The 22,467-nt window shown below is 54.4% G+C and carries 19 protein-coding genes; 7 read left to right on the forward strand and 12 right to left on the reverse strand.

Annotated features, from left to right (window positions below):
* The first annotated feature begins 184 nt into the window (after positions 1-184).
* Positions 185-1,786 (forward strand): PTS transporter subunit EIIC, encoded by a 1,602-nt coding sequence (locus EDF78_RS17650; protein ID WP_133823586.1) that lies wholly within the window; start codon positions 185-187, stop codon positions 1,784-1,786.
* Positions 1,787-1,792: 6 nt separating this feature from the next.
* On the opposite strand, the gene EDF78_RS17655 is transcribed toward EDF78_RS17650, so the two are convergent.
* Positions 1,793-2,533, reverse strand: a complete 741-nt coding sequence (locus tag EDF78_RS17655) for a GntR family transcriptional regulator (protein WP_119822865.1) — start codon at positions 2,531-2,533, stop codon at positions 1,793-1,795.
* A gap of 177 nt (positions 2,534-2,710) precedes the next feature.
* Positions 2,711-4,465, reverse strand: a complete 1,755-nt coding sequence (locus tag EDF78_RS17660) for an ABC transporter ATP-binding protein/permease (RefSeq protein ID WP_119822863.1) — start codon at positions 4,463-4,465, stop codon at positions 2,711-2,713.
* Between the two features lie 129 nt (positions 4,466-4,594).
* Between EDF78_RS17660 and EDF78_RS17665 the strand changes: the two genes are divergently transcribed.
* Positions 4,595-5,311, forward strand: a complete 717-nt coding sequence (locus EDF78_RS17665; RefSeq protein ID WP_095923276.1) for a tetratricopeptide repeat protein — start codon at positions 4,595-4,597, stop codon at positions 5,309-5,311.
* 26 nt (positions 5,312-5,337) lie between these two features.
* On the opposite strand, the gene EDF78_RS17670 is transcribed toward EDF78_RS17665, so the two are convergent.
* From EDF78_RS17670 to EDF78_RS17685, 4 genes are all read right to left on the reverse strand, one after another.
* Entirely contained in the window at positions 5,338-5,634 is a 297-nt protein-coding gene (locus tag EDF78_RS17670; protein ID WP_095923275.1) for a HigA family addiction module antitoxin, read from the reverse strand.
* Entirely contained in the window at positions 5,634-5,912 is a 279-nt protein-coding gene (locus EDF78_RS17675; protein ID WP_133823587.1) for a type II toxin-antitoxin system RelE/ParE family toxin, read from the reverse strand. Before EDF78_RS17675 ends, EDF78_RS17670 begins: the two co-directional genes overlap by 1 nt.
* A gap of 115 nt (positions 5,913-6,027) precedes the next feature.
* On the reverse strand, positions 6,028-6,360 hold the full coding sequence (locus EDF78_RS17680; RefSeq protein WP_133823588.1) for a DUF805 domain-containing protein: 333 nt from the start codon (positions 6,358-6,360) through the stop codon (positions 6,028-6,030).
* Positions 6,361-6,633: 273 nt separating this feature from the next.
* The gene (locus EDF78_RS17685) at positions 6,634-7,503 is read right to left on the reverse strand and encodes an MBL fold metallo-hydrolase (protein ID WP_133823589.1); all 870 of its coding nucleotides are present in this window, start codon (positions 7,501-7,503) and stop codon (positions 6,634-6,636) included.
* A 115-nt stretch (positions 7,504-7,618) separates the two neighbouring features.
* Between EDF78_RS17685 and EDF78_RS17690 the strand changes: the two genes are divergently transcribed.
* Both EDF78_RS17690 and EDF78_RS17695 read left to right on the forward strand, forming a co-directional pair.
* Positions 7,619-8,536, forward strand: a complete 918-nt coding sequence (locus EDF78_RS17690) for a LysR family transcriptional regulator (protein WP_119822857.1) — start codon at positions 7,619-7,621, stop codon at positions 8,534-8,536.
* 218 nt (positions 8,537-8,754) lie between these two features.
* Positions 8,755-9,918 (forward strand): MFS transporter, encoded by a 1,164-nt coding sequence (locus tag EDF78_RS17695; RefSeq protein WP_095923270.1) that lies wholly within the window; start codon positions 8,755-8,757, stop codon positions 9,916-9,918.
* 82 nt (positions 9,919-10,000) lie between these two features.
* Here the strand turns inward: EDF78_RS17695 and EDF78_RS17700 are convergent, their stop codons facing one another.
* From EDF78_RS17700 to EDF78_RS17720, 5 genes are all read right to left on the reverse strand, one after another.
* Entirely contained in the window at positions 10,001-12,268 is a 2,268-nt protein-coding gene (locus EDF78_RS17700) for a TonB-dependent receptor (protein WP_133823590.1), read from the reverse strand.
* 57 nt (positions 12,269-12,325) lie between these two features.
* Positions 12,326-14,470 carry a S9 family peptidase gene (locus EDF78_RS17705; protein WP_133823591.1) on the reverse strand — a complete coding sequence of 715 codons (2,145 nt, stop codon included), beginning with the start codon at positions 14,468-14,470 and terminating at the stop codon, positions 12,326-12,328.
* Between the two features lie 10 nt (positions 14,471-14,480).
* On the reverse strand, positions 14,481-15,311 hold the full coding sequence (locus tag EDF78_RS17710; RefSeq protein WP_131694553.1) for a TonB family protein: 831 nt from the start codon (positions 15,309-15,311) through the stop codon (positions 14,481-14,483).
* 125 nt (positions 15,312-15,436) lie between these two features.
* Entirely contained in the window at positions 15,437-16,294 is an 858-nt protein-coding gene (locus tag EDF78_RS17715; RefSeq protein WP_133823592.1) for a ChaN family lipoprotein, read from the reverse strand.
* A 66-nt stretch (positions 16,295-16,360) separates the two neighbouring features.
* Positions 16,361-17,284, reverse strand: a complete 924-nt coding sequence (locus tag EDF78_RS17720; protein WP_119822845.1) for a LysR family transcriptional regulator — start codon at positions 17,282-17,284, stop codon at positions 16,361-16,363.
* A gap of 134 nt (positions 17,285-17,418) precedes the next feature.
* On the opposite strand from EDF78_RS17720, the gene lysA reads away from it, so the two are divergent.
* Positions 17,419-18,678 carry a diaminopimelate decarboxylase gene (gene lysA, locus EDF78_RS17725; protein ID WP_133823593.1) on the forward strand — a complete coding sequence of 420 codons (1,260 nt, stop codon included), beginning with the start codon at positions 17,419-17,421 and terminating at the stop codon, positions 18,676-18,678.
* A gap of 371 nt (positions 18,679-19,049) precedes the next feature.
* Here lysA and EDF78_RS17730 read toward each other — a convergent pair whose 3' ends face one another.
* Complete coding sequence (locus EDF78_RS17730) at positions 19,050-19,370, reverse strand: PTS lactose/cellobiose transporter subunit IIA (protein WP_095923263.1); 321 nt, start codon at positions 19,368-19,370, stop codon at positions 19,050-19,052.
* Between the two features lie 278 nt (positions 19,371-19,648).
* On the opposite strand from EDF78_RS17730, the gene EDF78_RS17735 reads away from it, so the two are divergent.
* Positions 19,649-20,992, forward strand: a complete 1,344-nt coding sequence (locus EDF78_RS17735) for a PTS transporter subunit EIIC (protein WP_095923262.1) — start codon at positions 19,649-19,651, stop codon at positions 20,990-20,992.
* Between the two features lie 24 nt (positions 20,993-21,016).
* Positions 21,017-22,453: a glycoside hydrolase family 1 protein gene (locus tag EDF78_RS17740; protein WP_133823594.1), complete on the forward strand. Its 1,437-nt coding sequence runs from the start codon at positions 21,017-21,019 to the stop codon at positions 22,451-22,453.
* Positions 22,454-22,467: the final 14 nt, after the last annotated feature.

A 22,467-nucleotide genomic window follows, 5' to 3' on the forward strand; every position in this document is an offset into this window, starting at 1 on the left:
TCTTCCCCCGTATGTTTCCGGCTGAATTTTCACTTTTGGCTTTTCCTCCCCCCCCTCACCTGTTTCCCGTCCGCAAAACTGTGATCCCTTTCATACTCCTGACTGCTATGTCTATACAACTATACATTCTGTGACTTAACTCAATTATCGGCTTATTTTTAGCCAGCGAACTGAGGGAAGACAGATGATAAAACTTGGCAGCAAGGTTCACGATCTGGGTAAAGCCCTGATGACGCCTATCTCGGTGATTGCCGCCGCCGGGATTTTCTTAGGTCTGGCAGCCGCATTGCAGAACCCGGCGGTCACGGGTGAAGCCTTCACGCAGATGAAAACATTGCAGCTGGTGATCGGCTTTATCCGTCAGGTATCCGGGGCGCTGTTCGCCAACCTGCCGCTGTTCTTTGCTGTCGCGACCGCCATGGGGCTGGCCAATGCAGAGAAGGCCACTGCGGCCTTTTCCGCCGTGATCGGCTTTGTCGGGCTGCACGTTGGGGTGAATTACAGTCTGCTGGCGCAGGGGATTACGCCGGAAACCATTACGGTCGCCAAACTCATGGCCAAAGGCATGACCGAAAGCGATGCGATGATTTATGCCGCCGAGTTCACCAACACGCTGGGGATTTTCACCTACAACATGAGCGTGCTGGGCGGGGTGCTGGTCGGTTTGATCACCATGTGGCTGCATAACCGGTTTTACACCATCGTGCTGCCAACGGCGGTGGCGTTTTTCGGCGGTCGTCGTTTTGTGCCGATCATTACCGTGCTGGTGCTGCCGATCGTCGGTGTGTTGCTGTCGCTGATCTGGCCTGCCATCGCGCAGGGGATCCAGTGGATCGGCGAGCTGATCGGCCGCACGGGGGAGATCGGTACCTTTATTTATGCCACGTCTGAACGCTTGCTGATCCCGACCGGATTGCATCACATCATCAATGAAACCGTGCGCTTCACGCCGATCGGCGGGGTGACCACGGTCGATAACCAGAGCATTGTCGGCGCGCTGAATATCTTCAACGCCGCGCTGGCGAATCCGGGAATGATCCCCGATGCGGTCACGCAGCAGGCAACGCGTTTCCTGGCGCAGGGGAAAATTCCGGTGATGATGTTCGGCTTACCGGCAGCGGCGCTGGCGATGTATCACTGCGCGCGGCCGGAACATAAAGGCCGCGTGAAAGCCCTGATGCTGGCGGGCGGACTGGCGTCGTTTACCACCGGGATCACGGAACCGCTGGAGTTCTGCTTTATTTTCGTCTCGCCGGTGCTGTATATCCTGCATGCGGTGCTGACCGGGTTGTCGTTTGTGCTGATGCAGATGCTGCATGTGATGATCGGTAACGTACAGGGCGGGGCGATCGACTTCCTGATCTTCGGCGTGCTTGGCGGCAGCCGTACACACTGGTGGTATCCGCTGATCCTCGGGTTGATCTATGCGCCGCTATATTACTTCACTTTCCGCTGGGTGATCCTGCGGATGCAGATCAAAACGCCGGGGCGTGAAGACGAAAACGATGCGGAAGAACGCGCGAAACCAGCGCAGGGAACGGGCGAAAAAACCAAAAATATCATCATCGGGCTGGGCGGCGAGGGGAATATCACGGCGGTGGATTGCTGTTTCACCCGTCTGCGCGTGAAGGTGAAAGATATGGCGCAGGTGCAGGATGGCACATTAATGAAAACCGGCGCGGCAGGCGTCAAGCGCATCACCGACACGGACATCCATGTGATTTACGGCCCGCAGGTCGAACAGGTGGCGAATCTGGTGAAAGCTGAGTTGTCGGGCATCGCCTGACGGCCGTCAGCTTTTGACTTTGGCATGGACGCTGAAGCCATAGTTTTTCTGGTTGTAATAGACATCAGAGACTTCGAACAGCGTGCCGTCGGTGAACGAGACGATGGCATGAGAATGCAGCACCGGCTGGTCGCGGGACAGGTTGAGTGCGAGACGGATTTCGTTGGACGGCAGTTCTGCCGAAATCAGTTTGGTGCTGCCTGCGGGCTGAAAACCTTTTGAGCGGATATACGCGTACTTTGACGATGTCATGGCGGCGCGGGTGATATCCGGGAAGCGGTCGCACATCATCCAGCATTGCTCGTAAACAAACGGCTCATCGCCCAGCAGTCGCAGGCGGATCATAAAATAGACTTCGGTGCCGGCGGCAATGTTCAGCTCGCGGGCGATCTCTTCACTGGCGGGCAATCGGCGAAATTCCAGCACCTGATTTTCAATCCGCTGGTTACTTTCCTGTGCCACTTCGCTGGCGGTCAGATGCCGGTCGAGAGGCAGGATGATCTTCTGCTGTTTTGGCGGTTCGACCACAAAGGTGCCGCGGCCGCGAAACCGGGCCACACGCCCCTGACGCACCAGATAATCCACGGCTTTACGCGCGGTCATGCGGGACACGCCATAAATCTCACACAGTGCCGCTTCGGTCGGGATCGGGTCACCGGGTCTGATGTCGCCTGCACTGATTTTTTCGGTCAGTTGCTGCTCAATCTGCAGGTAAAGCGGTGTGAACGAGTTTTTATCTATCTTCATCAAACCTGACCTCCGTTCCCTAAAAAATACCTTAAGAATAATTGTATAGACGGCTATACATTTGAGCCAATCAGGCCGTTGATTTTCTGTCCGAAATGGGTTTCAGCACACAAAAAAGAAAGGTTGCTGACATCAGCAACCTTTCTGCATTTCCACGCGACCGCTGTAGGTCAGGCGTTATTCAGGCATCAACGGGCTGGAGGTGAATCCGCACGGACCGTTTTCCTGATTCCTGAACCGCCAGCAGTGCTGATGGTATTTCGCGACCGAATTACGGTGCGCCACGCTGATGACCGAGGTTTCCGGCAATTCACTCAGCAGCAGAGCGTATACCTGTTGCTCGGTTTCGTCATCCAGTGCGCTGGTGGCTTCGTCGAGGAACAGCGTATCCGGTTTGATCAACAGGGCGCGGGCAAAGGACAGACGCTGTTGTTCACCCGGCGACAGGCGCTGGCTCCAGTTGGCGTAATCATCCAGAATTTCTACCGCCGCCAGATGCGGCAGACGGCATTGCGTCAGCACTTCCTGCAGACGTTCATCGGTATATTCGCGGCTGGCATCGGGGTAACTCAGCGCGTCGCGCAAGGTACCAATCGGAATATAACTGCGCTGCGGCAGGAACAGATAACGCTTGCCTTCCGCCAGCGCAATATTGCCAGAACCGTACGGCCAGATACCGGCAATGGCGCGCAGCAGGGTGGATTTACCGCAGCCGGAAGGCCCGGCGATCAGCACACGTTCGCCCGGTTTCATTGCCGCAGAAATGTCGCAGAACAGCGGATTACCGTTCGGCAGGTTCAGCGTCAGTTTATCGAGTTGCAGGGCATGTTCCGCACTCTTGCCGACGCGGATCCCACGCGGCTGAGCGTTCACCTGATCGATGGCCGCATTAAAACCGGCCAGACGGTTAACGGTGGCTTTCCAGTTCGCCAGATCGGTAAAGGCATCGATAAACCAGGACAACGCGCCCTGTACCTGACCGAACGCCGAGGAAATCTGCATCAGCGCACCCATCTGGATCGCGCCGGAGAAATAGCGCGGCGATGCCACCAGGATCGGGAAGATGTTGGCAAACTGCGCATAAAAGTTGGAGGCCACGTTCAGGCGACGGGTCACGCGCATGATTGACCACCAGTTGGTTTTGATGGATTCAAACTTACCGGTCAGCTGGTCGTGCTCGTTTTTCTCACCGTGATACAGCGCGATAGCGTCGCTGTTTTCGCGGATACGGATCAGGCCAAAACGGAAGTTCGCCTCGAACCATTCCTGATTAAATCCGAGTTTTACCAGCGGCTTACCGATATACCAGATAATGAAGGAACCGATGGCGGCATACAGCAGCGCGAACCACAGCATATAGCCGGGGATTTCAACATGATGGCCTGCCAGCATAAAGTTCAGCGGTCCGCTGATCGACCACAAAATAAACACGAAGGAGAACAGCGTGACCACGCTCGACAGCAGGCCGAGCACCAGAGACAGGGTTCCGCTGGTCAGGGCATTCAGGTCGTCGGAAATACGCTGATCGGGGTTATCCACCTGATGCTGGTACTCCGTGTAATAATAGGCGTGATTGGTCAGCCACTTCTCCATATACTCTTCGGTCATCCAGCGCCGCCAGCTCATTTGCAGGCCCTGCGTCAGGTAGACACGGTAGATGGCAATCACGATAAACAGCAGCGCCAGCCAGGTAAATTTCCACAGCTGGGCTTTGAAAACCGGATAGTTTCTGTTTTGCAGCGCGTCATAAAAAACGCGGTTCCATTCGTTAAACTGCACGCTGAGGTATACACCGGCCAGCGAAAGGATGATGATCGTGGTCAACATGCCCCAGGCACGCCACTTTTCTTCTGAGCGCCAGTAAGGCTTAATTAACTGCCAGACGGCGCCCCATTGCGCCGATTTCCCAGGAATTTTAGTCATAATAGCCATGTGTAATCGATATGTTGTGAATCCAATCATCCCAGAATGAGTGCCTCAGTGCGATAGGGCAATGAGCCACTTGTAAGGATGTTTTTCCAGCACGAAGCTCTGTAGACCACAAAAGTAGAAGGATGTTTGATGAAAGTCGCAGTGAATTTACTGCTGGTGGCAGGATGTTTTGCCAGTGTTCAGGCGTTTGCTCAGATTGATGAACCTGATATTGAGGCCGACTGTGTCAAAGCAGGCATTTATGCGTCTGCCGGCAAAGTGGCTTATTCGCAGGGCGATATGGGCAAAGCGCGGGAAATTTTCCGCAATCAGGTGGCATGGAGCGAGTTTTGTCACAAGCCGCAGGACCAGATCGCCACGGCCTACAACAACATCGCGCTGACCTACATTAAGCAGGGGGATCTGCTGAAAGCCAAAGCCTGGCTGATGCTGGCGCCTGCTGACAAAAAATCACAATACAACCTGAGTCTGATCCAGCCAAAACTGGATGCCATGCCGCCGTCGCAAAGTCCGGCCGGGCTTTACTGGCAATACGCCGGTTTCGGCAGCTGGAATCTGCTGGAGGTCAAAGCGGAAGAAGCGCAGTTTAAAATCGATTTCAGCGGACTGTATATGGGGCAGATGTCGTTGTATTACGGCCCGAATATCGGTGAGTTTTCAGTCGTCACGGCGATTAAAGACAATCACGCCGTCTATCATGAAACCGACGACGCCTCCGCCGGTGGCGGTGAATGCAGCGTGGAGATGAACTTCGCCCCGCAGAGCGTTAACTTGCACACCCTGAATGACTGCGGTTTCGGCCACAACGTGCGCGCCGAAGGCGAGTTTGTGCGGGTGACGCCGTAAGTTTTGCTCATTATAACTAACCCGCCTCAGGCGGGTTTTAACGTCATTGCCAGTCGGTGTAATCCGCTAATATCGACGGTTTGTTCCGCAATCCATAAACTGCGGTTTGCTTGCAGATTCAGCCAATATTCGGCAGAACTGCCCAGCACGGCCGCGAGCTTTACCGCCATTTCCGGTGTCACTGCCATCTTCCCGCTCACAATACGCTGTGCAGTAGAGGGCGCTATGTGCAGTGCGCGGGAAAATTCACGCACACTGACATTCAGTTCTTCAAGCGTTTCTGCAATCAGTTCGCCGGGATGAGGGGGGTTATGCATGTTCATCAGTGATAATCCTCGTAATTGACGATGTAAGCATTTCCATCAATAAATTCAAAGGTAAGACGCCAGTTGCCAGAGACCGTTATTGCCCATTCTCTCTTTCGCGAACCCGCGAGGGCGTGCAACAAATAGCCAGGCCGGTCAATATCCTGAACAGCCTGAGCCGAATGGAGGGTGGCAAGCCTGAGTCTGAGTTTTTTTGCGTGTTCCGCATTAATGCCTGCGGTTGAACCCGAAGTGAAAAACCGGCGCAGTCCTTTATGTTTAAAATCCTTAATCATCGGAAGTATCCTGCGTGTTGCGCCTCACGCAACAGTATAACGGGTGCTGCGTGAGGCGCAACACACTTTTGCCAAAATGAACGGTCAGAGTGGCAGGCGAAAATTCTTTGCGTTATTACGCTTTAGGTTCCACCACATAAGGGCCGAAGCGGTTATCCTCCGGATCGCTTTCAAAGAACATCAGGATAAAATTGAAAATCGGGCACAGCACCCACCAGCCGCTGTATCCAGCATCGTGATTACGACGCACGGTTAATGCCAGGCAGGGAAGAAACACGAATAATGAGTAGAGCAAAGACAGTAAATACTCATCACCAAACATCAGGGCAATAATGCTCACGCCAACGGAAATAAGAATATTAAATAACGCGAACCACCAATATTCTCTGCGCCGGGCGCGACCTGAAAAATTAGTGGAGTTTTTTAATGCTTTTAAATACCAGTTCATAATAATCCTTTATTAATTAGATAAGGTTCATCCTCTGAAGGAATAGCAGAAGATATTGACCTTTTTGGGTTGGGCCGCAGGAGTTTATTATGAGAGCCGCGAGTGTTCAATGAAGGGATGATGTGACTAAAAATGATTTAAGTGGTTTTATAGAAAATATTTTTTATAACTGAGTGATTTTTATTATCTGGCTGGTTTCTTAAATTTCTAAAAATAAAATCAAGGCAGGAGAGTTTCTGCCTCGATGCGTTTTTAATTATTAAAAAATTATATTCACTGTGGCCACTTCATTTCGCCCTTCAATACTTTCGCGCTCAGCACTAATGAAGAATCATCTTTCAGTTGCGGATAATGTTTTTTCATGGCGGCGATCAGCGCGGCGGAATCTTTCGCTTTCGGTAATTCTTTTTCCAGCGTCAGCAGATACTGGCGGGTGAATTTCACCGATTCCAATGTTTTCGGCGCGCCCGGCAGATAATGCCCCGGCACCACGGTTTCCGGTTTCAGAGCGGCAATTTCATCCAGTGATTCTACCCACTGTTTACGCGAGGTCGGCGTTTGCGTATCTGCGGTCCAGACGTGCATGTTGTTGCCATTGACCAGCACACCACCGGCTACTGCTTTCAGCGACGGGATCCAGACAAACGTCCGGTCTTTGTCTACGCCCTGGATCTCAAACTTATGGCCTTCCAGTTCAAATGTGTTGCCTTTCAGCGGCTCCGGTACCACTACCGATGCTGGCGCGTTGTCTTTTAACTGCGGTCCCCAGAACGCCATCTTGCCGTCTTTGCTGGCGTTAATCTGGTCGACGGTGGCCTGCGTGGCGACGATTTTGGCGTCCGGGAAGGCGGCATGAATGACATCCAGCCCGAAGTAGAAATCCGGATCGGACTGGCTGATGTACACGGTGGTCAGTTTCTTGCCGGTCGCCCTGATCATCTCCACCAGTTTTTCGGCGTCATTGCGCTGGAACTGCGCGTCGATCAGCACCGCGTCTTTTTCACCGGTAATGATTTCCGACGACACCGGGAAAACGCTTTTTTCACCGGGGTTATATACGTCCATTTTCAGCGCACTTGCTGCGTGAGCGGACAGGCTGCTGCCCAGCAGGGCGGCGATCAGGGTCAGATGTTTCAGATGCATGGGTTTTCCTCAGGGGCATAAATAATCACATTCAGTCAGCCTCTACTGTACGTTGCATAATCCGCGGGAAAAACCGGATAATGCGCAACTGTTTGTTGCATAAACCGGACGAATCATGGACAGAATTACCGCTGCACAAGTGTTTGTTGCCATCGTTGAACGGGGAAGCATGATCAATGCTGCCGAGTCGCTGAACATGTCGCGGGCGATGGTCACACGTTATCTGGCGGAAATGGAAAAGTGGTCGGGCGCGCGTCTGCTGCACCGTTCCACCCGCAAACTCAGCCTGACGGATGCGGGCGAAAATACGCTGGCACGTTGCCGGAAAATGCTCTCGGTGGCGGCGGAGATGGGCAGCGTGGCGGACACCGGCGATGAAGCGTTGCGCGGAATGCTGCGCCTGAGTTGCTCGCAGTCTTTCGGGCAGGGTGCGGTAGTGATTGCGGTCAGCGAGTTTTTACGTCGCCATCCGCAGGTGAGTATCGATCTGCAACTGGAAAGCCGGGCGGTCAATCTGGTGGAAGACCGTATCGATCTGGCGCTGCGTATTACCAATGATCTGGATCCGAACCTGATCGCCCGGCCGCTGGCGCTGTGTCCGTCGGTCGTCTGCGCCTCTCCGGCGTATCTGGCCGCGCAGGGTACGCCGCAGCATCCGCAGGATCTGGCGGTGCATAATTGCCTGACGTACACCTGGTTCGGCAAAAGCCTGTGGCAGTTTGAACGGCAGGGGGAACAGGTCGCCATTCCGGTGAGCGGAAATCTCAGCGCCAATGAATCGCTGGTGTTGCTGACCGGTGCGGTCGAAGGCGCGGGGATCGTGATGCAGCCTTATTACTCAGCCGCGCCGCTGATCGCCAGCGGCCAGCTCGTCGCTTTACTCAGCGGGTGGCAGCCGCAGGAAATGGGGATTTACGCGATTTATGCGTCGCGGCGGCAAATGCCAGCGGCGTTGCGTGCGCTGCTCGATTTTCTGGTGGCGTGGTTTGCCGGTCATCCGCGCTGGCTGTCGTTGCAGGAAGAAAAACGCTGACTCGCCGCAGCCCGCATCTGGCTGGAATCGGTCCCTTTTCAGTATTTACCGCATTCTTTGCAATGTATTGTTATGTAAAGATTAATCCCGATCCTGACGGATTTTCAGACAGCAAGGGCACAGACTGCGTCTGGTCAAAAGTGTGATCAACGTGGTATTTAAGCCAGTCCGGCCCAATGCCGGAGACTTTACTCATAACGATAAAATCCGGAGTTTTTATGCCCGTCGCACTCCTGGCACTGGCGCTCAGCGCGTTTGCCATCGGTACCACTGAATTCGTCATTATGGGGTTGCTCCCCAACGTGGCGGGGGATCTGAATGTCAGTATTCCTTCTGCTGGCTGGTTAATCAGCGGATACGCCCTGGGCGTGGCGATCGGCGCGCCGATCATGGCCGTGCTGACCGCAAAACTGCCGCGTAAGAAAACGCTGCTACTGCTGATGAGTATTTTTATCGTCGGCAACGTGATGTGCGCGCTGTCGTACAGTTACGGTTTCCTGATGCTGTCGCGTGTCATTACCGCGCTGTGTCACGGTGCCTTCTTCGGCATTGGCGCGGTGGTGGCGGCCAGTCTGGTGGCACCGAACCGTCGTGCTTCAGCGGTGGCGCTGATGTTTACCGGCCTGACGCTGGCTAACGTGCTGGGCGTGCCGCTCGGTACCGCGCTCGGACAGGCTTTCGGCTGGCGTTCCACCTTCTGGGTGGTGGCGGTGATTGGCGTGGCGTCGCTGTTCGCGCTGTATAAAAAGCTGCCGGATAAGAAAGAAGAAGAGCCGACCGACCTGCGTAAGGAAATCCGGGCGCTGGGCAGTCTGGGGTTGTGGCTGTCGCTGTCGATCACCATTTTCTTTGCGGCGGCGATGTTTGCGCTGTTCACTTATATCGCGCCGATCCTGACGCAAATCACCGGCGTGTCTGAGCACGGCGTCAGCTGGACGCTGCTGCTGATCGGCCTCGGTCTGACCATCGGTAACGTGCTGGGCGGGCGTCTGGCGGATTGGCGTCTCGGTATTTCGCTGACCATGACGTTCCTGATGATCGCCATATTCTCCGTGCTGTTCAGCTACACCAGCGTGCATCTGGTGGCGGCGGAAATCACCCTGTTTATCTGGGCGATGGTGAATTTCGCGGCGGTACCGGCGTTGCAGGTTAACGTGGTGACCTACGGTAAAAACGCGCCAAATCTGGTGTCCACCCTGAACATTGCGGCGTTTAACGTCGGCAATGCACTGGGTGCCTGGGTTGGCGGCGCAGTGATTGAACGCGGAATGGGGCTGAGCACGGTCCCGCTGGCGGCGGGCGGACTGGGCGCTATCGGCTTCGTGCTGTGTGTGATCACTTTCCGTCGTGCGGCGAAGAAAGCGATCAAAGCGGCGGCGTAATCCTGCCGTTGTAAACAAAAAGGCCACGCGGAAAATATCCGGCGTGGCCTTTTTGTTTCTGTTTTACCCGGCCAGGCGTGGATCAGAAACGCATTTCGCCACCCACAAGATACGTTCTGCCGCGCGCGGTATTCACCGCCATGCTGGGGTCATTCTGACCATACATCGAATTCAGTTTATTCAGCGCTTCTGAATAATCTTTATCCATCAGGTTCTGTACCGAGAATTTCAGCATCAGATTACGGTTAATTTCATAGGTGCTGTAGAGGTCGATAATCGTCGGAATATCCGGCATGTCTTCGTTTTCCAGCGCGCCGGTGGTTTCGTTGAAATTCTGATCCGGCGAGGTGCGGCGGGTTTTTCCGGTGTATTTCACCAGCGTCCCGACGGTCAGGCTTTCATCAAGAAAACGCACGCCGGTGTCGACGGTGAAATACATTTCCGGCAGTTCGTTGATGTTGCCGACGCCAAACGAACCGGTAGCAATCGACGTCGGCTGGTTGGTGTGCTCCTTGCTGAAAGAGAGGCGGGTGAAGGCCCGGCCGGTATCGTATTCCGCTTCGATCTCGACGCCGTGCGTGCGCACCGGCGACAGGGAATTAACGTAGATATACATGGTATCGGAATAGTCTTCGCTGGCGTCGTCCCAGTCGTTTTGCAGGTTCTCGCCGATGCTGCATTTACGCCCGTTGCGGCACACCATAAAGGAATCGCTGTAGATATAGTTTTTGATTTTGCTGGTGTAATAGAGGGCTTTCAGGCGCAGGGAATCCTCTTCAAATAACAGATTACCCGCTGCGGAGTTAAAACCGATTTGATAGGTTTCCGCCCGCTCGCCTTTGAGGAACGGATTCATCGATGCGCCGCCGGAGTTAGAGAAAAACACTTCCTGCACGTTCGGGCCGCGCATCGATTTGCTGTAACTGACGAACGGTTCGAACCACGGGCGGATCTCCGCCGAGAGCATCATGGACGGATTAAACCCGTCTTCGGTCAGGCTGATATTCTGACCGCCCTGCGGGAAGCAGGTAACGCGCGGATCGCATGCCGGTTTATAGCCGCTGAGATCGTAATAGCTGTAGTTGAGATCAAAATTACCTTTCCAGATGCCGCGTTTCAGCTCCAGACCGGTGTACAGGCTGTAAACGTCCTGCTTGCCGGAAGGCTGGAACGTATTGTTCTCAATCGACTGCTGACCCGCGTCGGGATTATCTTCAGACCAGGCATTGCTGTTGATATCTTTGTCGTACTTATTGCGCATGATTTTGCTGCCGTAACTCCAGGCGATATCTGTTCCGGCAAAGACAAAGCGCGAGGTGTTGTTAATATCAATAGCGTCTGACTGGTTGCTGGCCTCGGTGTTATAAAACGTATACAGCGTGTTGTTATCGTATTTCTGATTTCCGCGGCTGGTGCTGAGCATTAAATTAAAATCAATCAGCTCGGAGAAAGGCGCGTAATGATATTTCAGATAAAAGTCGTCGCTGGTGATATCACGCTGGGTAAATTTATTGCCGTAATGCCTGCCGGATAATTCGACGCTGTTAAATTCATCGGGCTTAATATCCACTTTCACTAACTGGGATTTTGGATTCTGACGGTAACTTTTTTCGTAGCCGAAATCGCTGCTGCTCTGGCCGTCGCCATTTTTAAACTGCGCGTCGATGGAACTGCCGCTGATCGCCGCCATGATGCCGAAGCTGCCGGTGTCGGTGAACGCATCGGTTTTCCCGGCGACGGCCACCATGCCGCTTTCGCCAATACCGTTGTTACCGGCCGAGAAGCGGGTACGGATGCCAAACGGATTGCCGGAAAAAATCACGTCGTCCACGCCGAGGGTACGCAGGTTGGCGCTGCCCGCTAAGGCGTTGACGCCCGCCGAACCGGCGCTGGTGCCGCGTGACACATCAATGCCGACCAGGAAATTCGGATCGATTAACGCGCCGGACGCGCTGCTGGTGGAGCCGTGCGAAATGCCGCCCGGCACCGAAGAACCGTAGAAGTTTTGTGTGACGCCGTCGATCATGGTGTTGACGCGGCCAAAGCCGGACATACCGCGAATATTGACGTCTACCGTGCCCTGGCCCGGGTCAATTTGCGTGAAGGTGCCAGGCATACTGCGCAGCACCGAATCGGTAGATTGCAGGTTGGTATTTTCCCCGCGTGAACTGAATGCGCCGGGTTTGGCCATCGCCTCATGTTCACTGCTGAGTTTATCGGCCGAGACTTTCAGCGGGCTGAACGTCACGGTTTCTTTATTTTCTGTTTCTGTGGTGGTGTCAGCAAATGCCAGCGGTGCGGCCAGCACTAAACCGGCACTGAGCATGCCGGTTAAAAGGTTGTTTTTCATATTCCCTCAGGAAGCTTTATTTTTAATTTTTATTGCTCAGTATTGCGTTCCAATAAATTACAAAGCGGGGGTGCGGTTATTATTGTTGTTTTTATGATTATTATTTTTGTCCATCTGAATAATAAAACTGTATTCCTGCGCGGTATTTTTAAGCCGGTTCAGACGGCCTGATTTCCCGCCATGCCCGGCCGCCATTTCGGTGGTCAGTAAAATCAGTGACGGTCCCTGATTCACGGTGCGTAAACGGGCGACCCATTTCGCCGGTTCCCAGTACGGCACCTGTGAATCAAATAATCCGCCGGTGACCAGTAAGTTCGGATAGGCCGCCGGATGCACATTGTCATACGGGCTGTATGCTTTGATGCGTTGATAAGCCTCAGGCTCTGCCGGATTTCCCCATTCCTGATATTCGCCTTCGGTGAGCGGCAGGGTCGGATCCGACATGGTGGTCAGCACATCGACAAAAGGCACCTGCGCCACCACCGCGTGAAACAGGGCCGGTTCCTGATTGATCACCGCGCCCATCAGCAGGCCGCCTGCGCTGCCGCCTATGGCGTATAGCCGTCCGGGCTGGCCGAAACCTTGCTGCGTCAGGGCGTGCGTGGCATCAATAAAGTCATTGAAGGTATTGGCTTTATTCTCCAGTTTGCCCTGCTGATACCATTGCTGACCCAGTTCGCCACCGCCACGGACGTGGATCAGGGCAAAGACAAATCCGCGATCTAACAGGCTGATGCGGCTGGCGCCAAACGCCGGATCCATACTCATGCCGTAGGCGCCGTAGCCGTACGCCAGCAGCGGATTGTGGCCTTTGCGGAACAACGATTTGCGGTACACCAGTGAAACCGGCACTTGTACGCCGTCACGCGCGGTGATCATCAGCCGCTGGCTGGCGTAATTCGCCGGATTAACGCCTTCCACCGGTTTTTCCTGCAACAGCGTGCGGGTGCCGCTGGACATGTCCCATTCATAAATGCGCGTCGGCGTGGTCATCGATGAATAGCCGTAGCGCAGTTTGTCGGTGTCCGGCGTCGGGTTTGAACCGAGCCACGCCATGTAACTTTCTTCGTCAAACACCACATTGCGTGTTTGTCCGCTTTTCCAGTCAATCATTTCCAGCTGAACGCGTCCCTGACCGCGGATTTGCAGCACCAGCTGATGACGGAACAGGGCGAAGTTTTCCAGATCCCGCTGCGGATTTGGTGCAATCAGCGTCTGCCAAGGCGTACCGGCGGATTGCGTTTCATACAATCCAAAATGCGGGCTGTGCAAATTGGAGCGGATGTAAAACTGACCGCGATAATGATCCAGATAATATTCGACACCCGGACGGCGGGCAGCGAATAACTGCGGCGCGGCCAGCGGTTCACCGGCAGGGATCAGCCGCACCTCGGAAGACGTGCTGCCGCTACTGACGATCATCAGATAATCGTCAGAGGCGGTGCGCGAAAGACCGAGATAAAATCCGCCGTCCTTTTCTTCATACACCAGCGCATCCTGAGACACTGGCGTGCCGGTCTTGTGACGGAAAACCTGATACGGCATCAGCGTCTGCGGATGATTGCGGATATAAAACAGCGACTGACCGTCCGCCGACCAATGCATATTTCCCGAGGTGTTTTGCAGCACATCGTTCTGCCAGAGGCCGGTAGTGAGATTGCGCAGGCTGATGCTGTACTGGCGGCGTCCCTGCGTATCTTCGGCGACGGCCATCTGCTGATTGTCGGTACTGATTTCCAGCCCGCCAAACTGATAATAGGTGTGCCCGGCCGCGCGCTGGCTGGCGTCCACCAGCGTCTGCCAGACCACGTTGCCGCTGACCGGCTGACGCAGATATTGCGCGTACTCTTTGCCCGGCAGATAACGTTGCTGATAGCGATAACCATGCAGTTCATAAGGCACGGATTCGGTCTGTTCACCCTGACGGGCGCGCATTTCCTGATACAGGGTGTCGGTTAATGCTGCCCAGCCGGACATCACCCGGGCGCTGTAGTGATTTTCCGCACGCAGATAATTCAGGACCTTCGGATCCTGACGGCGGTCATCGCGCAGCCAGTAATAATTGTCCGTCCGGCTGTCTCCGGCCATCTGCAAAATATGCGGATGTTTTTCAGCAACCGGCGGCACCGGCTGTGCGGTGGCGGTTGCGCAGGTAAAGAGCATTCCCGCCGTCAGCAGCGTCATTAATCGTGAAAGCGTCATAGGTATTCCGTTAAGACTTGCGGCGGTTTGCGCCGCTCAGGGTGAATTCCAGCGGCATGGTCACCGGCACCTGACCGGCTCTCAGCATCTCGCCCGGCGGTTGCGGCAGCGGGCTGGCGCGTTGTAAGACGGCCAGCGCTTCGGTATCCATCGACATCGTGCCGGAGGATTTTACTAACCGGCTGCTGATCACCTCGCCGCGTTGATCAACCACAAAAGCCACCAGTGCGACGCCGGTGCGGTGACGCGAAATGGCGTCCGGCGGATATTTTTTCAGCCGGTTGAGCTGCACTTTGACCTGCGTTTCCCAGGTCACTTTGGCGTCGCGGGTTTGTGAGGAATCGCTGTTCATCGGGGCGGCGATTTTATCGGAAACCGCTGCCGTCACCGGCGGGGCGGCTGCGCTGGCTGCCGAGGCGCGGGTCGGATCCTGCTGACGCGCCTGCGTTTTCTGTACCGGCCTCGGCCGCTTTTGCTGTTCCTTCGGTTTTTTGTGTTGCTGAACCAGCTTGATTTCCGCGCTTTCATCCACCGGCGGCGTGATGTTTTTCTGTAACTGCGGGGTCATTTCCTGTTTGCTGGACGCCGCCGAATCCACCGCCTGCTGGATGCCAACGGGCAGCGGTTTGGTGGTTTGATTGTTTTCGATAGTGGCGGAGAGCGTCACCATCACCGCCGGTGGCGGCAGCTCAGCGGGCGGCTGCGCGGGGGCTGACCACAGTAAAAATGCGGCCAGCGCGCCATGTATCAGCAGTGACAATATCAGCCCCACCGTCCGGCGCTGAGGGCGTAAGACAAACGCAGCGGCAGCCGGGGCAGCGGGAAGGGAGTGAGTGGTCATTTAGTCCATTAAAATGATAATGAGATTCAATATTATTTGATAATAGTAATCATTTGTAATGGCTCTTTACAAGAAACTTTCAGTTTCTCCACACTTTTATTTCAATGGTCACAGTAACTTAAGGGTTATTTTGTTGTGGATTTAGCGGCGACTGCCGGTGTGATCCAGACATAATCGGCCTGTGATTTATCCACACGCACGCCCTGTTCCGCCAGCAGCAGTACGGTGACGGAGGCGGCAGGGTTCAGATCTTTCACATGCACCGGCACGCCGATACTTTTGCCTGCGTGATAACCGCCAGCGATCAGTAATGCCGGAGCGGGGGCAGCCAGAAGGCGCTCTGCCATCCGGCGGTCACGTTGTTGCTGGATTGCCAGCATGGCGTGCAGCTGTTCTTCGCCGATATTTTGCTGGTGAGAAGTGCGGATGGTCTCGCTGATGGCGTTGCGTACCTGAGGATCCGAAGAATGGGTGCCCGACGGGAACTGCGGATTTTCATAGAACGCCATGATCTCACTGCGATCCAGATTGGCAGAAAGCAGTGGATACGGCGCTTTCATCGCCGTCATCACCACATCGCCATACATCGACCAGTCCCAGCTTTTTTGCCAGTTGATCAATTCTGCGACACGGGCAGGGCGGGCGTCCGGCCCGGTTTGCAGCCAGGCTTTTACCTGATCCACTTTCGGCTGCTGATCCGGCGTCAGCATTTCCATTAGCACGCTGCCCTGGGGCCGTACCGACGGCAGGCTCTGCACCAGCCAGTTTTCGATCTGATGATGTGCCGGGTTGTCGTGTTTTTCGCCGACGATCACGCGGGGTTCAGACGCCAGTTTGCTGAGTAACTGCGCGGGGGAAAGGGTTTCGCCGGTGCGTAAATCGGTAATCACGCCGTCCGGCGCAGCCGCAGGGCTTGCGGCATGGCGGGGAGCGGTGGAGCAGGCGGTCAGTGCCAGAATAGCCAGAAGTAAAAACTTGTTCATGGGGATCCTCATTTTCCATAGCGGGACGCTGCCCGCATGTTATGGATAATGATTATCATTTACAAGTCACCGCCGCAGCGCAGCCTCCAGGCGTTGTGCAAAACGTTGCGCCTGCTGATGGCAGTGTCCGATGAATGTGGTCACCAGCGCGGAAGCGGGGCGATGCAGCGGGCGGATCAGGCTGACGGTGAACGGCACGGCGACGCTGAATTCCCGTAATACGACACCGTTTTCACAATAATCCAAAGCCGTCAGCGGGTTAACGATGGAGACGCCTGCGCCTTCGCGCACCATGCTGCACACCGACGCCGCGCTGTGGGTTTCCATCACCAGCCGCCGCGCCACCTGTTGCTCCGCAAATAAGCTATCCAGCAGTTGCCGGTAACTGTCGGTCGCCGACAGGCTGATAAAATTCAGGCCGCTGAAATCCCGGGGCGTGAGTCGCGGTTTTTCAGCCAAAGGATGCCCGGCAGGCAGCACGCAGACTTCATTCAGCGTCAGCAGCGTCTGGCGCTCGGTTCCGGCGGGCGTCTGGGTGTTTTCCGTCAACCCTAAATCATGGCGCTGTGCCGACAGCCATTCTTCCAGCAGCGGTGATTCCTGCGGCACAATATTGAAACTGACGTCGGGATAACGGTCGAGAAACGGCTTACACACCGACGGCAGCAGCGACTGGCTGAACACCGGCAGGCAGGCGATGGACAGCTGCGCCTGCTCGAACTGGCGGATGCCTTCCGCCGCGCTGACGATCCTGTCCAGCCCGTAATACGAACGCTGCACTTCCTCAAACAGCCGCAAACCCTGCACGGTCGGATACAACCGCCCGCGCAGGCGCTCGAACAGTTGCAGATCCAGCAGCTTTTCACAGCGCGCCAGCTCACGGCTGACCGTCGGTTGTGAGGTACTGAGCAGCGCGGCGGCTTCGGTCAGGTTGCCGGTAGTCATCACCGCATGAAAAATTTCGATATGACGCAGGGAAATGGCGGGCATGACGTGATCCGGTGAACAGAGACAATGACCCATATCATAAATGAATAGACTGGCCTGAAATAGATATTTTATCGCCGGTCGGCCACACGGCATACTGAAGGAAATATGACTGAATTCACCTGACGGAAAATCTTATGCCACGCGCCCTGAACGACATGTCGACCGCGCTTAATGTCGCGAATTTACTGGCTCTGCCGCAACAATTTGGCTGCCCTGTGTGGGCGTATGACGCGGAGATCATCAAAGCGCGCATTGCGCAGTTACGTCAGTTTGATGTGATCCGTTTTGCTCAAAAAGCCTGTTCCAACATTCATATTCTGCGCCTGATGCGCGAGCAGGGCGTGAAGGTCGATTCCGTGTCGCTGGGCGAAATTGAACGCGCGCTGGTGGCGGGTTTTATTCCCGGCCGCGAAGACAGTGAGATCGTGTTTACCGCTGACGTGCTGGATCAGCCGACGCTGGAACGCGTGACGGCGCTGGATATTCCGGTCAATGCCGGTTCCATCGATATGCTCAGCCAGATTGGTCAGCACAAAGCCGGGCATCCGGTATGGCTGCGCGTGAACCCCGGTTTCGGCCACGGTCACAGCCAGAAAACCAATACCGGCGGCGAAAACAGTAAACACGGGATCTGGTATGCCGATTTACCGCAGGCGCTGGCAGAAATCGCCCGTTACGGTCTGAAACTGGTGGGCATTCATATGCACATCGGTTCCGGCGTGGATTACGGTCATCTTGAGCAGGTTTGCGATGCGATGGTGCGTCAGGTGATTGAAACCGGACAAGATATCGAGGCGATTTCTGCCGGTGGCGGTTTGTCGATCCCGTATCATTTTGAAGAAGAAGCCATTGATACCGGCCACTACTTTGGCCTGTGGAACCGGGCGCGTGAGCAAATCGCCGCGCATCTCGGGCATGAAATTAAACTGGAGATCGAGCCGGGACGTTTCCTGGTGGCGGAATCCGGCGTACTGGTGGCGCAAATCCGCGCGGTGAAAGACATGGGCAGCCGTCACTTCGTGTTATGTGATGCTGGCTTTAATGACCTGATGCGTCCGGCAATGTACGGCAGTTATCACCATATTTCGCTGTTACCCGCCGATGGCCGCGATGTGAGCGGACAACCGCTGACGGATGCGGTGATCGCCGGTCCGCTGTGTGAATCCGGCGACGTCTTTACCCAGCAGGCAGGTGGCGGAGTGGAAACCTTCCCGCTGCCGCCGGTCAATATCGGCGATTATCTGGTGTTCCACGATACCGGCGCGTACGGCGCATCAATGTCTTCAAACTACAACACCCGTCCTTTGCTGCCGGAAGTGTTGTTTGAGAATGGCGTGCCGAGACTGATTCGTCGCAGGCAGACGGTGGAAGAGTTAATTGCTTTAGAACTGTAATCTTTGCTCCTGAATATCAGCGACGGTCTGCTTTGCTCCTCCCCCTGCGAAGGGAGGTTGGGAGGGGGTTTTAAATACAAAGCAATGAGTTAAAGCACACTTTGAATTTAGTTTTTGACCTTAATACCCCACCCCAACCCTCCCCTTCGCAGGGGAGGGAGCTGATCGCGTTTCGTACTCCGCTGCAATAAAACCTGAACTGATTTTGGTTGTGCTCCTCCCCCTGCGAAGGGGGAGGTTGGGAGGGGGTTTTAAATACAAAGCAATGAGTTAATGCACACTTTGAATTTAGTTTTTGACCTTAATACCCCAACCCTCCCCTTCGCAAGGGAGGGCGCTGATCGGGCGACCTTTACTCTTTCGTGTTGAATTTACTGTTTATCAAACATCTCTTTTCTCAGTAACACGATCTCTTCTGCCAGATCACGGCACAGCATGGCGGTCATCAGATGGTCCTGCGAGTGCACCATGATCAGATTCACCGGAATTTTGCCCACGCCTTCATCCAGGCCGATCAGTTGCGTCTGGACTTTATGCGCGACACGCGCCGCGTCGTCCGAGGCTTTCAGCATCGCATCGGCCTGTTCCCACTCTTTTTTACGTGCGTGCTGAATGGCCATCATGGCGTTAGAACGTGCTTCTCCGGCGTTGATCAATAACTCCATCACCGTTTGCTCAAGATCGAATTCCATCGAAAACTCCAAATTGGTATACCAGAAAAGTGTGAATTCATCATATTGGAATTCCAATATTCACATGTGAGAACGCTGTCACAGAAATTAATTCGTATTCCGCTATTTTTTGGCATGCCACATTACGCATTTATTCCCGAAATATGGCCGACAGGATGATTTACAGAACCGGAATCTGACTCAGCTTCGTGCGACACCTTTAATTCCTCATTCAATATAAAAGGTGAAGACGAAACCAACACCTGTGAAGTATAGAAAAAAGAAAATGAGGTGCTGTCATGTCACTGAAAGACCGTTTTATCGATTCTCTCGGGGGATTCGCCAATACCTTTAATAGCTTCAGATACATCATGGCTATTAAGGCGTCTTTTATCACGTTAATGCCCGTCATTATTGTGGGGGCATTCTCAGTTTTAATTTCAAATATGGTGATGGATCCGAAAAACGGATTAGCGCATTTTGAAATGTTCTCCTGGCTGGCAACCCTCAAGCCAATCATGAGCAGTATTAACTACGCCACGCTGAGTTTTCTTACCATCGGTGCGGTGTTTTTAATTGGTATTGAACTCGGGAAAATTAACGGCTCGCGGTCGTTATTTCCCGGCCTGCTGGCGGTGATTTGCTTTATTGCCGTTACGCCAACCACCGTCGATATGATGGTTAACGGCCAGATGCAGGAAGTGAAAGATGTGCTGGCAAAGCAGTTCTCTGATACCAAAAGTCTGTTCCTCGGCATGTTTATCGCCATCCTGTCGGTGGAGATTTATTCCCGTCTGGAACGGGTGAACGGCCTGCGCATTAAAATGCCGGAAAGCGTACCGCCAAACGTGTCAGCGTCCTTCTCGGCGTTAATTCCCGCCATCATTACCGTGGTGCTGGTGGCCACATTCGGTTTTGTTTTCCATCGTGTCACCGGCATGTATTTGTACGACGCGGTGTATCAGGTGATCCAGCGTCCGCTGGAATCGGTGATGCAAAGCCTGCCGGGCATTCTGCTGCTGATGTTTGTCGCGCAGTTGTTCTGGGTGATCGGGATCCACGGCAACCAGATGATTAAGCCTATCCGCGAACCGCTGTTGCTCGGTGCCATCATGGTGAACATGACGGCGTTTGAGCAGGGTCACGAGGTGCCGAACATCATCACCATGCCGTTCTGGGATGTGTATATGAGCATCGGCGGCTCCGGCTGCACCATCGGTTTGCTGCTGGCGGTGATGATTGCCACCCGCCGCAAAGAGATGCGCGAAATCGCTAAATTGTCCCTCGGGCCAAGCTTCTTCAACATCAATGAACCGGTGATTTTCGGCATGCCGATCATGCTCAACCCGATCCTCGCCATTCCGTTCATCATCACGCCGCTGATCACCGGCACCATCGGCTATTTTGCCACCAGCCTCGGGTTCGCCGGGCGCGCGGTGGTGATGGTGCCGTGGACCACGCCGCCGGTGATCAACGCCTGGTTGTCGACGGCCGGTTCTATGGGCGCGGTGATCACGCAGATTGGCTGCATTGTGGTGGCGGTACTGATTTATCTGCCCTTCGTGAAAGTGGCCGCGCGTCGTGCCGATCAGGCGCAACTGGAAGCCCTGCAACAGAGCCAGAAACAGGCCGCCACGGCGTAAACCATCCGCAAAAAGAGGGACGTTATGAGTAAGGTTTCCATCGCCATTCCTGACGGATTTATTCTCGGTGCCGCCGCCTCGGCGTGGCAGACCGAAGGCTGGAGCGGCAAAAAAGACGGCCAGGATTCGTATCTGGATCTCTGGTACAAGAACAACCGCCATGTCTGGCATAACGGTTACGGTCCGGCGAAAGCCACCGATTTCATCAACCGCTATCAGGAGGACGTGGCGCTGATGAAAGCCAGCGGGGTGAGCCATTACCGCACGTCAGTCAACTGGTCGCGTTTTCTGACCGACTATGAACTGGGCACGGTCGATGAAGAGTACGCGGCCTACATCGACAACCTGCTCGATGAGATGAAGCGCAACGGCATCGAACCGATGTTGTGCCTGGAGCATTACGAATTACCGGCGTTTCTGATCGAAAAATACGAGGGCTGGAGCTCGAAAAAAGTCGTCGACCTGTTTGTGCTGTACGCGGAAAAAGTCTTTGAACGCTTTGCCGGAAAAGTCAGCCGCTGGTTTACCTTCAACGAACCGGTGGTGGTGCAGACCCGCGTGTATCTGGATGCGATCCGCTGGCCGTTCGAGCAAAACACCGCGAAATGGATGCAGTGGAATCATCACAAAGTGCTGGCGACCGCCAAAGTCGTCGAGCTGTTTTACCGCAAGGGATACAACGCCTCAGGCACGGTCGGTGTGATTTTAAATCCGGAAGTGACTTACGCCCGCTCAACAGCGGCGCACGATCAGAAAGCGGCACATTTATACGATTTATTCTATAACCGCGTCTTTCTGGACCCGATGATCAACGGGGAATATCCGCAGGAGTTGCTGGAATTACTGGAAAAACACGGTGTGCATTTTGAGTATTCAGAATCGGAACTGGCGGTTATCCGTAATAATACGGTGGATGAAGTGGGGATTAATCTCTATTACCCGCACCGCGTGAAAGCGCCGTCCCGTGAGTGGAATAAAGAGACGCCATTCCACCCCGCGTATTACTACGAACACTTTGAATTACCCGGCCGCCGGATGAATAAATCGCGTGGCTGGGAAATATACCCGAAAATTATTTATGACATGGCGATGCGCATCAAAACGGATTACGGAAATATTTCGTGGTTTGTGGCCGAAAACGGTATGGGTATCGAAAATGAGGGGCAATTCCGCGATACAAAAAGCGGGGAAATTCAGGACGATTATCGTATTGAATTTATTGCCGAGCATCTTTACTGGACGTTAAAAGCGCGCGAGGAGGGCGCCAACTGTCAGGGATATATGCTCTGGGCCTTTACCGATAATGTGTCGCCGATGAATGCCTTTAAAAACCGTTACGGTCTTATTGAGATTGATCTTGAGAACAACCGTGATCGCCGTCAGAAGAAATCATCTCACTGGTTTAAATCGCTGAGTGAAAGTGGTGTGTTGTCTTTAACACTCGATGATCAGGAAAAATAACCTAAGGAAAACAC

The sequence above is a fragment of the Rahnella sp. BIGb0236 genome, assembly GCF_004364755.1.
Lineage (GTDB): Bacteria > Pseudomonadota > Gammaproteobacteria > Enterobacterales > Enterobacteriaceae > Rahnella > Rahnella victoriana.